Consider the following 12,028-nt stretch of genomic DNA (forward strand, 5'->3'; position numbering starts at 1 on the left):
TCTGAGCCCAACATATTCATATACCGTAATATTTAATGTTTATTAAGGCTCTTTCACCTCACAGTATTGATTAGTTTTTGTTTGATGCGTACATTAACTTCATAAATGTTGGTTCCAGCAATAACAAAGACAAATGGCTGAAAAAATACAGAGCAGTTTATTGAACGAAGAAAGTTTAGATTCTTTGCGAACGTTGGTACCCGGCGATACCGTCGATTTGCAAATTGCTATGCCGGCTGCGCCAAAGCGCGTTAAAACTGACTACATAGGCATGCTTATTGACGAGTGCTTGCTCTTTCACGTTCCAACATCTGCTAAATGGATAACGGTGAGAGATGCTCTTACCGTAGGTAACGATGTCGTCGTTCGCTCTGTGCTTGAAGGCGATACCGGTCAGGTAATTGCGTTTAAAGTAAAAGTGCTTAAGTTACTCTCAAAGCCTTCAGGGTTACTTATTACAACCTTTCCAAAACGAATTGAAAGTATCGGACTTCGGTCGGTTAAGCGTGCACAACTTGGTGTATCAGTAACGCTAGATGCAGGCGTGTACCCAAACGATGAGAATGTGACGGGGATTATCGTTGATTTGAGCGAAAAAGGGGCGAAAGTTGCGTTACAAGCGAAACCGAATTGGCCAATAATGATTGATGAATCAGATGTTAAAATAAATTATTCGTTAGATGGTAAGGAAGTGGTGCTTACAGCTAAAGTAAAAAACCATAAGATAGAAAACGATGTGGTTTACTACGGGCTCGCCTTTACTTGTGAAGAGAAGCTGATAAAGACGCTGTTGGCGCGTCACACACTTTTGGCGTAATAGTGCGATGAAAATGACAAAACGGGTGCGCTTTAAATATTAGTTAAGTAAGCAGTTTAAGGGGGCTACATGAGAAGCATTGAGCGTTTATTAATACAATACGGTGAAAGTCATCAAAATAAAACTAACGTCATTATCCATGCGATAGCGGTGCCGAGCATTTATTTTGTCTCAATTGGTTTGTTATGGAGTATACCTGTACCAAGTTTTATCGCGCAGTTTGATGTAACGTGGGCGCACATCATCGCCTTGCCTGTACTTTATTACTATTTCCTTCTTTCAGGGCCCATTGGGGCGGCAATGACCTTACTCACTATTCTGTGCTTTGGTGCAATTAACATCCTTGAACATTTCAATATTACCGTGTGGTCTTTTTCCCTTGTTTTGTTTGTCGTTATGTGGGCTCTTCAATTTGTCGGTCATCATATCGAAGGAAAGAAACCCTCTTTTTTGGATGATTTACGGTTTCTTTTAGTTGGCCCAGCTTGGTGGTGGGTACACTGGCTGAAAAGAATGAATATTAGCTACTAAAGCCAAGCGGCTTTAATCTGATAACCCCTTTAATTTCGCCAAAAAATGTCTAATTTCAAGATTTTGACCTGCGACCAGAAGCATAAGTGGCACGACCAAGCTGCTTGGGTGATAGCAATGCATGCGTATAATCTTACTATAAGTTTTTAAACTGGTAGTATTGTGAGTCGCTTTCAGCGTGTAATAGAAAGTAATGAACGATTATTTTGGACGTTGCACAGTGCAGGCTGGGCAGGGTTTGCGATAATTTATTACATTGGATCGTTTCTCCACGATGTAAGACCTATATGGGTCTTCATCATCATGCTCAACGCCTATGCGGGATGGTTGCTAACTATCCCCCTTCGATATGTCTACCGATGGGCAAGAAAGCAGTCGCCGCTTCACATGATCATAATCGTGATAGTGTCTTGCTATTTTGTTGCGCTTCTTTGGGCCGTGGTAAAGAACATCAACTATTGGGAAATCTATAAACATGGATATCGCCCAGATGAATGGTATATGTATTTCACCAACACCATTAATTCCTTGATAATGGTCGGCTGTTGGAGCGGCGTATACTTCGGCATCAAGAACTTTCAGATGCTACAAAAAGAAAAGCAAAATGCGCTAAAAGCAAGCACTATGGCGCACCAAGCGCACATAAAAATGCTACGCTATCAGCTTAATCCGCACTTTTTGTTTAATACGCTCAACGCCATATCAACACTCATTCTGCTAAGAGAGAATGATACTGCAGAAGCAATGGTGTCGCGCCTCAGCGACTTCTTGCGGTACTCACTCGATAACGACCCGATAAAGCGAGTGCCATTAGGGCAGGAAATTAAGGCTTTGCGTCTATACTTAGAGATTGAAAAAGTGCGTTTCGATGATCGTTTAGAAGTGCTCTGGGACATTGATGAAGGCTGCGTGAGTGCTCTCGTACCAAGCATGATTTTACAGCCAATTATTGAAAATTCGATAAAGCACGCCATATCTAAGATGGAAAATGGTGGTCGTATTTCAATAACAGCACGTACTTTCGGCAACGACCTATTGATGGACGTTGCCGACAACGGGCCAGGCGCGGACATAAAAGACGGTACGCTTAGTCGAGAGAACGGCGTGGGCTTAGCCAATATTAAAGAGCGTTTACAATCCCTTTATCACCGTAATTTTGCATTCTCAATAGAACACAATCAGCCTTCTGGTGTGCGAGTAAGAATCCGCATTCCGTATGAAGTTAAGGACGTATAACATGACAAAGCAAGTGATCAAAACCATTGTAGTGGACGACGAACCTTTAGCTCGCAAGGGGCTTCGTGCTAGGTTAGAGCGCCACGACGATGTCCAGGTGGTTGCCGAATGTCAAAACGGCCTTGAAGCGGTGAGCAGCATTTCTCAACACCGTCCGGACTTGGTGTTCTTAGATATTCAAATGCCAGGTTTAAATGGTTTTCAAGTCATTCATAAGCTTCGCGAATTAAAGCAGCCCATCCCAATGATTGTGTTTGTAACCGCGTATGATAGCTATGCTATCAAAGCGTTTGACGTTCATGCACTTGATTACCTATTAAAACCTGCAGACGACGAACGTTTAGGCGCTGCGTTAAACAAAGTACGTGAGTATTTTTTAACGCAGCACCAAGACGAGCAGTCGCAAAAGCTTGTAAGTCTGGTAGCTGAATTAACAGGTGACGATTGCGAAGAAATTCTTCGCAAGCTAGCTAATGGTGAACCGGTGGAGACCAATCCGTATCCGGATGTGCTCGCTATAAAAGACGGCTCTGAGGTAACGCGTGTTAATGTTCAAGACATACAGTGGATTGATGCTGCGGGTGACTACATGTGTGTACATGCACTTGATGGCATGCATATTATGCGCAAAACCATGAAAGAGTTAGAACAAGAGCTTAACCCGCAGTTTTTCGTTCGCGTTCACCGTTCAGCGATTGCCAACATTCGATTTGTTAAGAAGTTAGTGAGTCATATTAGCGGTGAATATCACCTTATTCTTCAAAATGACACCGAACTCAAAGTAAGCCGTAGCCATCGTGACAAAGTAAAAGCGGCTATGAAAATGTAAAGCGGATGCTGAATGAGTAACACGTGCCAAAAAGCCTTGTTCTATCCAAAAACAAGGCTTTTTTTGTCTTTCACCGGTAGGCATTGCTAATTGAATCAAAAATCAGATCTAATGGTCATAGGCAATTAGTTGGTGACTAACGTACCTTTCATTCATCAGCGTACGCATCGCCTCTACGCGTGCTTCGTTGAGCGGCTTTGTATTTTTCCACGTCATCGACAAAGGAACGGTGACAGGGCGCTGATTCACTTCACCTACCATAATGTCAGTAAGGTCAGTCCCAACTAAACTAATAGCATGTTCTCCAAGAGTTGTTGCCAGCAAACGGTCTTGAGCCACCGGTGAGCCTCCACGTTGAACATGGCCTAATGTAACCGGCCTGACATCACTTATACCGTGCTGCTGCAAAGCATCAGTTAAACCTTGTAGGCCATTGGGCCAGACGTTTTCTGCTACCACAGCGATAAAGCTTACCGCGCCTTTTAATGCCCGCTGCGCTTTGATTTGCGCTACCATTTTTTGAATCTCGACGTCGGCAGATTCAAAAAATTCTGGCACAACCACGTAATCTGCAGCCGAGGAAAGGGCTGCATTTAATGCTAAAAAACCGGCATTGCGCCCCATAACTTCTACTAGAAAAATCCGCTCAAACGCATCTGCGGTATCTCGGACTTTATCTATTGAACTCATCGCGGTGTCTATGGCGGTAAAATAGCCAATAGTTGCATCTGTCCCGGCAATATCGTTATCTATAGTGCCGGGTATACCTATAATCTGGCCATCCCAATGTTCACTCAATTTGGATGCTCCGCGAAACGAACCATCGCCACCAATTACTATAAGTGTGTCAATCTCTGCTTGCTTTAGGTTTTCAGCTGCTTTCATCAGCCCTTCTCGGTTTTTAAACTCCTTGCAACGGGCGCTGTGCAAAATAGTACCGCCTTGTTGAATAAGATTGTGGGTCGAATCGAGAGAAAGTGAAACATGCTCTTGTTGCAGTAAGCCATTGTAACCATGTTTGTAACCTAGCAAAGTAAATTTAGCTTTTTGACACGCAATAATGGCTGCTCTTATACATGCATTCATACCTGGTGCATCGCCACCAGAGGTTAAAATTGCGACACGTTTTGACACACTAAAATCCTTCTTTTTTCAGGTAATATGGTTAAAGTACCGGTAAGGTTTCGCTACGTAAAGTGAACGTAGATATTGTTTAATATAGTAGAAACCTCACTAAAAATAGTAAATCGGTACGATATAGTGAACTATCCACTATTTACGCTCTTTCATTTTCAAAACTAATAAGCGATTTTACGGCAAAGAACGTAGTCAACATAAAAGGATAAGTTATGCGCCCACTGTTAGTATTGTTTTCTTTAATCTTTCTTGCTTCATGTAGTTCGAAATTGGCCTACAACAACCTCGATTGGTGGGTTTATTGGTATATGGACGACTACATAGAGCTTAAGGATGAGCAGGAAGAAAAATTTGATGATTATTTGCAAAACTGGTTGCGTTGGCACCAAACGTCAGAGCTTGAGCGCTATAAAGCGCACCTCAGCGAGATTAAAAGCCAAATCAAAGAAGGTAGGCTAGATTCTGGCGCAGTGCAGGGCCATCTAGTTCAAGCAAGGGAGCATTGGGAGCGAGTGCGCGACGAAATAAGCCCTGAGTTGGCGTTAATCGCAAAAACCTTAGATGACGAACAAGTCGTTTCTCTTTTTGCTGCACTTGAAAAAGACAATAAAGAGGAAGAAGAAGAGCGTCTTGAATTGCTTGCGAAATCAGAAGAAAAGCGTTTAGAAGAACGGGTTGAGCGTATTGAAGAGACCATTAATGAACGTATTGGAAAGCTTACCGTCGAGCAAAAACAAATTGTGCGTACATACGCTTCACAGTTTATTTCTACAGGTGATGAATGGCTTAAATATCGCAGAAATATACAAAATGCAGCAAGAAAGCTATTTGTAACGCGCACATTTAATAGTGACTTTGAGAGAGACCTTGTCACACTGATGCAAAACCCTGATAGCTATAAAACAGATGTTTATAAGCAGAGCAGTGGGCACAATATGACGGTTACCGCAACACTGATTTCAGAAATCTTCTCCACCCTTACTGATAACCAACGCGAGAGACTGATAGAAAATATTAACGACCTGATTAACACGGTAGAAAACTTTAAGGACTAAGCAGGGGGCTACATCCTCTGCAGAGCCACTTAGTGTTTATTTCCATCAATAATCATTTTATGTGCACGGGCGCCCGACTGCTTAATCATGTCGTCTATCAACGAGGTTTCAGGCATATTTTTCCAATACTTCTTAGGCATCTGATTTAGCATCGCATTCGTCTTAATGCGCGCAGGGTTAAATATATTTGCGTAATAAGTAAGCCAGTACTTTTCAATACGATCATCATCAGGAACGACACTGGGATCCGGGTTATCCTCAAGGAAAAGCGTTTCGGTATCCCAATGAGCGGCGCGGTAAGGAGTTAAGATAGACCACCGCATATTTTTAAAGCGCGTTTGGAAGAAGTCGAGCTTGATTTCTAAACTGTAATGTTCTGGTTCATACCATGCGACGAAGTGCTCGTTACCCTCATTATTGAGTTCCCTAAATCTCAGAAAAGCGCTCATTTTATATGCGTCTCGTTTGACGGCTTTTGCAAGCGCATAAAGCTGCATTATGTCTTCGTCTGTTTTTAATTGAATAAGATTTTTGTTTTCATAAATTATCCGCCACAAAACGCGATAACACAAAGCAAAGCGGTTCGTATCACTATGACACAGTGCATATTTAAATAGCGCCAAAGCAGATTTGGGAATTGTGTACTTTATTTGAAAATTGCTAGTAGCTTGGGTCTGCTCTTCATGGCCAAACAGATCGTCCTGTACCGAGTGAGCGTTTTGCCAGATAACGTGCTCTGGAGGAATGCCGTGTGCTAGGCACTCCCTTGATGCTTCGCGCCATTTATCAAAGCCAGGCACCGATGTGACGGTTATCGTCTTCATTTCGTTACTACCTTTAACGTTAACCTAGGACTATTAGTGTGACTTTCATTCAAGCACCAAATAACTCAATTTGCTTGGGCTGCTTAAATTGGAGTTCAAAATTGTTGCTATCGAGTAAGTGAATGTCTGGTGAGTAGTCGCCCACGCTAATGAAAGGTTTCAGCTTTTTTAGGGGTAGCCGCATTTTCGTAAGATCTATCCAATTTAGTTTAGTGTAACGGCGTATAGACAAAATTTTTTGTACCGTGCGTGCACCAAGCCCCGGTACTCGCAACAACAGCATTTTATCGGCTTTGTTTAAATCGATTGGAAATACATGGCGATTTCGTAATGCCCATGCGAGCTTGGGGTCGTGATCCATATCCAGCATGTCGTCATGAACAATTTCATCGAGGGTAAACCCATAAAAACGCAGAAGCCAGTCAGCTTGATAGAGGCGATGTTCACGGATCAAAGGCGCTGGTTTTAAAGGTAAAACTTGTGAGGCGTCAGGTATAGGTGAAAATGCAGAGTAATAAACCCGACGGAGTTTTTGTTCGCTGTAGAGTTTAACGCTGGTTCCCAAAATGATTTTGTCATTCGAATCATCCGCACCAATGATCATTTGGGTCGACTGTCCACCAGGCGCAAAGCGGGGAGGGCGTTTGCCTGAGTGTGTTTTATCGACTTTATGTTCCGTTATTTTGTCTTTAAGTGTATTCATCGCCCCATGAATCGCGCCAAGGTCTTTCTCTGGAGCATACTTATTCAATGAAGGTTGAGTTGGCATCTCGACATTTATACTTAATCTATCTGCGTATAAACCGGCCTCAGCCTGTAATTCGGGCGAGGCGTTTGGGATGGTTTTTAGGTGTATGTAGCCCTTGAACCCGTGATCGAGGCGCAGAGATTTAGCAATGCGCACCATACTTTCCATCGTTAAATCTGGTGAGCCAACAATACCGGAACTAAGAAATAAACCTTCGATGTAGTTACGTTTATAAAAATTGAGGGTTAAATCTACAGTTTCTTTCACTGAGAAACGGGCACGTCGTACATTGCTTGATACTCTATTGATGCAATAATGGCAGTCGTAGATACAGTAGTTTGTCATCAAAATCTTTAATAGCGAAACGCACCGTCCATCAGGGGTAAAACTATGGCATATACCCGAACCGCCAGTCAGCGAGCCTATGCCGGCTTTATCCGTTTTACCCGCCTGCCGTTTGCCTGCTGAGCCGCTTGCACAAGACGCATCGTACTTAGCGGCGTCTGAAAGAATTTCTAGTTTTTGTATCAGTTTGTCATGCATTGCAGGTTAGTGTTTCCTTTAGGTAAAAACAGTTTAACGGCTTTGTCACATAGTCTTTAGTCAATCTATGCTCATTCACACCAAGACTATTCGGCTTTATAGCATGTATATATATACAGTACAAATCTGTTATGTTGATACTCGATCAAACTGTATGGGAAAGACAAGAATGCGCAGTGTGAATGTTTGTTGATAGCGGACGATTAGCGGGCTTAAGAATGTGCTTTTGCGATAAATCACAATTCGTTGGTGTAGAGGTCAAAAACCGATGTATTGTGAGAGTTCGTCTCGAAGATTGACGTATTTCTCTTTATAAGGTGCTTTGAGCGCCATGTCGTCTATTAACTTAAATAAACGCTTACACTCATTAATCAAGTTTGCATCGGCTTTACCCTCTCTCACTAATATTTGAAGAAGACATTGAAGTAGGTTGAGTGCAACACCGGTATTAACAGGTGCAAAGCCTTGAGCAAGGGCAAATGATGCCTTAGCACGCTCATAGTCCTTTTCTTGGTAATGTTGAATACCCTCACGATTAAACTGCTGATAGCTAGCCAGGCTTTTTTGCGCGTTTTGAGCCTGTTTTCTTAGCATACTTGCACTATTTTGGTCGAGCTCATCGTCCCGAGACTCTAGTAACGCGTTTAACTGAATCGCGTCATCGAATTCCCCCAATTTAAACATCACATTTATACTATCAGGGATGTAAGCAGTAGGAACGTCAGTGTACTTTTCATCTAGTAAGTTTTGAGACAAGGCTAAATGTCGCTTTGCGTCTATTAACTTTCCATCTATCGCGCTTATTCTGGCGTTAACAATTTTTCCAAAGATACTTATGTCAAAGTCGCGGTCTATTTTTTGAAGATGTTCATCAAATTTTCCCCGCTGCAGTGTGAGAAGGGCTTCTTGTTGATACTTGTTGCGCTGTTTTTTATCTTCTGCAAATTCCGCAATGTCTAAATAGCTTCTGATAATGCCGCACCAATGAAGGCTGTTTTTGTGTACGGTACGTTTTGATAAATCCCAAATAGCTAAACTAGAGCTTGCCGCGAGTAGCAAATCCTCATTATCTCTGCCAATCTCGCAGGCTTTAAAATGCCTTGGCAGCGAATAGGGAGAGAGTTTAATTGCTTCCTTGATAGCTTCTAATGCTTTTTCACCAGATGTGATTGCTTGGTAAACCTGAGCAAGAATATCGTGTGCATCTGCATTAAATCTGTTGCGCTTGAGGGTTTTCTTAGCCACTGATATAGCTTTTTCATAGTCTTTCAATTGAAGGTAGGTTTTGCCAATCGCCACTTGAGCCCAAAGCACAGGCTTTCCATCTATGTAGCTATTTAAGACATCAAGCGCTTTTTTAGGCTGATCAATTCGCCAATATAACTCCACCAAGAGTTGCTCACAGTGGCCTTTATAATGAGACGGCGCATCTAGGAGCGCTTCAATATGGTCGATAGCGCTATTGAGTTCTCCTTTATTAATCAGTGTATAAGCTTCTTTTAAGAACTCGCGTTTTTGAAAAGCGCGTACAATTCGAGATTTTAACTGTACCTGTGAAAAGGGCTTGATAAGAAAGTCATCTGGACGACGCTCTATTGAGCCTAACACTATCGGTCGTGCGCTATCGGCGCTAATTAGAATAAATACGGTCGTTGGACTAATGAGACTGCCAGTGCGCAGCTCCTCGACTAATTCATATCCATTTTTGTTGTCTGCGCCTAAATGAAGATCACAGATGATGATATCGAATTTATGCTTTTTGCAAAGTGATAGCGCTTGTTCTGCTGACGATTTAGTGACCACATCAGACACGCCCATAGAGTGCATTAATCCCTTGAGGAGAAGGAGGAAAGGTCGTTGATCTTCAACAATCAAGACTTGTTTGTTGCTAAATTGCATTTCGCATCCGTGAATGAGCGCACCTAGGCCTAGTAGAAGTATATCTAACTTTTAAAAATAAGCTTAAGAAAAACATTATCTTGCCGAAAACATAAGTATGCAAATTAAGTAATAAAAATGGATGCCATTAGACACTCCCGCTGCTAACGACAATACGCCTATCGACCCCAGTATTTACTGGGAGCGAAGTGGGGTGCTTGCTCGCGCATCAGCGCAAGGTGCACTTTTTTCCTTATACCTTGCCATGCAGCAACACAGTGTTGCGGAGCCGTTTCAAATTGAACCGGCAAGTTCAGGCTTAGAACAACAAAATAGCGTAGAGGCACAACTTGCCTCATTAAATCATTACAGGCGGCCGTCACTCGCTGCGGGCAAAAGTGAATGGAAAACAATGCACGTAATGCCTTTGCTTGTTGCACAGGACTATGCCACAGCGCGGCTGTACTTGGCATTAAAACCTGCACCTTTGGCACAAACCAACGATGAAAAGCGACTGCCCGATGACGTAATACATAACTGCAGCCTTGCTACGCAAAAAAGACTTAAAAAACAATATGCAAATTCAGTTAAAGAAGACAATACATTACTCTATGACATTCTTACTTCTCAACGCGGTGAAACCGACTCTGCAAACCCTGGACAACTAAATTCAGCGACCTTTAGAAGTATGGCTTAGCACGACGCTTTGAACCACAAAGAGCCAAAAACGACCCACTAAATCACATCTTTCCTAGTTTTTAACCTATAGTTTTGTTATATTGCGCGCCGCATTTTTGCACTGGTCTTACGCTCCAATCAGCAAAGGTAAAAAACTATGTCTAAATATATTGTTTGCGCAATGTATAAATTTGTTGCGCTCGAAAACTTTAAAGAAATTCGTCAACCTCTCCTTGAAGCCATGGAAGCAAATGGCATTAAAGGCACTCTTCTTCTCGCTCACGAGGGTATAAACGGCACTGTGTCGGGCACCCGTGAAGGTATCGACGCTTTACTCGCTTATTTGAACAGTGATGAACGTATTAACCCAATTTCTTTTAAAGAGTCACTTCACGACGAGCAGCCTTTCTACCGCACTAAAGTAAAGCTTAAAAAAGAAATTGTTACGATGGGTGTTGAGGGTATCGACCCGCGCCGAACTGTGGGTACGTATGTAAAACCTAAAGATTGGAACGCGCTAATTAGCGATCCGGACGTTACGGTTATTGACACACGAAACGGTTACGAAATTGAAATTGGTACTTTCAAAAACGCGATCGACCCAAAAACTGAAACTTTTCGCGAGTTTCCAGAATACGTAGCAAAAGAACTAGACCCGTCTAAAAATAAGAAAGTTGCAATGTTTTGCACTGGTGGTATCCGCTGTGAAAAATCTACCGCTTATTTGAAAGAACAGGGTTTTGAAGAGGTCTATCACTTAGAAGGCGGCATTTTACAGTATCTTGAAGATGTTCCAAAAGAAGAGTCGCTGTGGGAAGGGGACTGTTTTGTATTTGATAACCGTGTTGCCGTTAATCACGATTTAGAGAAAAGCCATTACGAGCAGTGTTATGCATGTAGACTTCCTATCACCGAAGAAGACAAGCAAAGCGATAAATACGAGCCGGGCGTAAGCTGTCCTCATTGTTTTGGTACACATACTGAAGACCAAATTGCTCGATTTAGAGAGCGTGAAAAGCAAGTTCAGCTGGCGAAAGAACGTCAACAAGAACACGTAGGAACTGAAGCGCGTTTGACCATGGAACAAAAACGCAAAGAAAAAGCGGAAGCTCAACGTTTACGCGCACTTAAAGCGAAAGAAAATCAGGCGTAGACAGCCAGAAAGAAGGACGTTACACTCGTGTTTATTGCAGTTGAAATTAAGGAATGCGAGTGAGCACTCAACTTTCAGAATCTAAAATTGAAGAAATTAGGAAGGACTTTAGCTTTTTCGATCGCGATGGCAATGGCCAAATTGATTTGCCAGAGTTCATTGAGCTTCTAACCGTTATTTCGCCAAAAACTAAAGCGAGCCACGTACAAGAGGGCTTCAAGATTATCGATAGTAATGACGACGGTTACATCGACTTTGAAGAGTTTTTGGAGTGGTGGCAAGAAGGGTGGTGGGAGTACTAAGCCAAGGCTTACTGTTGCCAACATTTGCCAGAGGTTTCCTTACGCTCTTTTTAATGCGCAAGTGAAACTTAAAATCGTACACAGAATATAAACAAAAACGAGTGCTTTTTTAAAAGTACTCGTTTTTTTATGTCATGTTTTAATTGAAAGTAAGCTCTTCCAACTACCTTTTTTGTCTTAATTCCTCTACTCCCTAAGCAATGATACTTTGGTTTACAAATCAAACGATTGAACTGTCACTTATACCAATTGCATTAATTAATTGACCAAATTTATCCACTCTCTCCAACAGAGAGT

General features: G+C 42.3%; 12 protein-coding genes. 8 read left to right on the forward strand and 4 right to left on the reverse strand.

Annotation, left to right across the window (positions count from 1 at the left end):
* Positions 1-133 precede the first annotated feature (133 nt).
* The 4 genes from JC525_RS10270 to JC525_RS10285 all read left to right on the forward strand — a co-directional run bounded on the left by JC525_RS10270 (position 134) and on the right by JC525_RS10285 (position 3,413).
* Positions 134-817 carry a PilZ domain-containing protein gene (locus tag JC525_RS10270; RefSeq protein ID WP_198815752.1) on the forward strand — a complete coding sequence of 228 codons (684 nt, stop codon included), beginning with the start codon at positions 134-136 and terminating at the stop codon, positions 815-817.
* A gap of 69 nt (positions 818-886) precedes the next feature.
* Entirely contained in the window at positions 887-1,348 is a 462-nt protein-coding gene (locus JC525_RS10275; RefSeq protein WP_198815753.1) for an Mpo1 family 2-hydroxy fatty acid dioxygenase, read from the forward strand.
* Between the two features lie 162 nt (positions 1,349-1,510).
* Positions 1,511-2,584: a sensor histidine kinase gene (locus tag JC525_RS10280; protein ID WP_198815754.1), complete on the forward strand. Its 1,074-nt coding sequence runs from the start codon at positions 1,511-1,513 to the stop codon at positions 2,582-2,584.
* A 1-nt stretch (position 2,585) separates the two neighbouring features.
* Positions 2,586-3,413, forward strand: a complete 828-nt coding sequence (locus JC525_RS10285; protein WP_198815755.1) for a LytR/AlgR family response regulator transcription factor — start codon at positions 2,586-2,588, stop codon at positions 3,411-3,413.
* Between the two features lie 108 nt (positions 3,414-3,521).
* Here the strand turns inward: JC525_RS10285 and JC525_RS10290 are convergent, their stop codons facing one another.
* Positions 3,522-4,547 (reverse strand): ATP-dependent 6-phosphofructokinase, encoded by a 1,026-nt coding sequence (locus tag JC525_RS10290; protein ID WP_198815756.1) that lies wholly within the window; start codon positions 4,545-4,547, stop codon positions 3,522-3,524.
* A 215-nt stretch (positions 4,548-4,762) separates the two neighbouring features.
* On the opposite strand from JC525_RS10290, the gene JC525_RS10295 reads away from it, so the two are divergent.
* Entirely contained in the window at positions 4,763-5,605 is an 843-nt protein-coding gene (locus JC525_RS10295; RefSeq protein ID WP_198815757.1) for a DUF6279 family lipoprotein, read from the forward strand.
* Between the two features lie 29 nt (positions 5,606-5,634).
* On the opposite strand, the gene JC525_RS10300 is transcribed toward JC525_RS10295, so the two are convergent.
* The 3 genes from JC525_RS10300 to JC525_RS10310 all read right to left on the reverse strand — a co-directional run bounded on the left by JC525_RS10300 (position 5,635) and on the right by JC525_RS10310 (position 9,619).
* Entirely contained in the window at positions 5,635-6,429 is a 795-nt protein-coding gene (locus JC525_RS10300) for a TIGR03915 family putative DNA repair protein (RefSeq protein ID WP_198815758.1), read from the reverse strand.
* A gap of 49 nt (positions 6,430-6,478) precedes the next feature.
* A complete protein-coding gene (locus JC525_RS10305; RefSeq protein ID WP_198815759.1) occupies positions 6,479-7,720 on the reverse strand; it encodes a putative DNA modification/repair radical SAM protein in 1,242 nt (413 codons plus the stop codon).
* Between the two features lie 258 nt (positions 7,721-7,978).
* Entirely contained in the window at positions 7,979-9,619 is a 1,641-nt protein-coding gene (locus JC525_RS10310; RefSeq protein ID WP_198815760.1) for a response regulator, read from the reverse strand.
* Positions 9,620-9,740: 121 nt separating this feature from the next.
* Between JC525_RS10310 and JC525_RS10315 the strand changes: the two genes are divergently transcribed.
* The 3 genes from JC525_RS10315 (at position 9,741) to JC525_RS10325 (ending at position 11,731) form a co-directional block, all read left to right on the forward strand.
* Positions 9,741-10,295 carry a VC2046/SO_2500 family protein gene (locus tag JC525_RS10315; protein ID WP_198815761.1) on the forward strand — a complete coding sequence of 185 codons (555 nt, stop codon included), beginning with the start codon at positions 9,741-9,743 and terminating at the stop codon, positions 10,293-10,295.
* 138 nt (positions 10,296-10,433) lie between these two features.
* Positions 10,434-11,429: an oxygen-dependent tRNA uridine(34) hydroxylase TrhO gene (gene trhO / locus JC525_RS10320; RefSeq protein ID WP_198815762.1), complete on the forward strand. Its 996-nt coding sequence runs from the start codon at positions 10,434-10,436 to the stop codon at positions 11,427-11,429.
* A 53-nt stretch (positions 11,430-11,482) separates the two neighbouring features.
* Entirely contained in the window at positions 11,483-11,731 is a 249-nt protein-coding gene (locus JC525_RS10325; RefSeq protein ID WP_105931294.1) for an EF-hand domain-containing protein, read from the forward strand.
* The last annotated feature ends 297 nt before the right edge of the window (positions 11,732-12,028 follow it).

The organism is Alteromonas sp. IB21 (genome assembly GCF_016405965.1).
GTDB lineage: Bacteria > Pseudomonadota > Gammaproteobacteria > Enterobacterales > Alteromonadaceae > Alteromonas.

Excerpts from the sequence above, each read along its gene's own strand:
- JC525_RS10270 (WP_198815752.1), top strand. The coding sequence starts at position 134 with ATGGCTGAAAAAATACAGAGCAGTTTATTGAACGAAGAAAGTTTAGAT.
- JC525_RS10275 (WP_198815753.1), top strand. The coding sequence starts at position 887 with ATGAGAAGCATTGAGCGTTTATTAATACAATACGGTGAAAGTCATCAA.
- JC525_RS10285 (WP_198815755.1), top strand. The coding sequence starts at position 2,586 with ATGACAAAGCAAGTGATCAAAACCATTGTAGTGGACGACGAACCTTTA.
- JC525_RS10295 (WP_198815757.1), top strand. The coding sequence starts at position 4,763 with ATGCGCCCACTGTTAGTATTGTTTTCTTTAATCTTTCTTGCTTCATGT.
- JC525_RS10300 (WP_198815758.1), bottom strand. The coding sequence starts at position 6,429 with ATGAAGACGATAACCGTCACATCGGTGCCTGGCTTTGATAAATGGCGC.
- JC525_RS10305 (WP_198815759.1), bottom strand. The coding sequence starts at position 7,720 with ATGCATGACAAACTGATACAAAAACTAGAAATTCTTTCAGACGCCGCT.
- JC525_RS10310 (WP_198815760.1), bottom strand. The coding sequence starts at position 9,619 with ATGCAATTTAGCAACAAACAAGTCTTGATTGTTGAAGATCAACGACCT.
- JC525_RS10315 (WP_198815761.1), top strand. The coding sequence starts at position 9,741 with ATGCCATTAGACACTCCCGCTGCTAACGACAATACGCCTATCGACCCC.
- trhO (WP_198815762.1), top strand. The coding sequence starts at position 10,434 with ATGTCTAAATATATTGTTTGCGCAATGTATAAATTTGTTGCGCTCGAA.
- JC525_RS10325 (WP_105931294.1), top strand. The coding sequence starts at position 11,483 with ATGCGAGTGAGCACTCAACTTTCAGAATCTAAAATTGAAGAAATTAGG.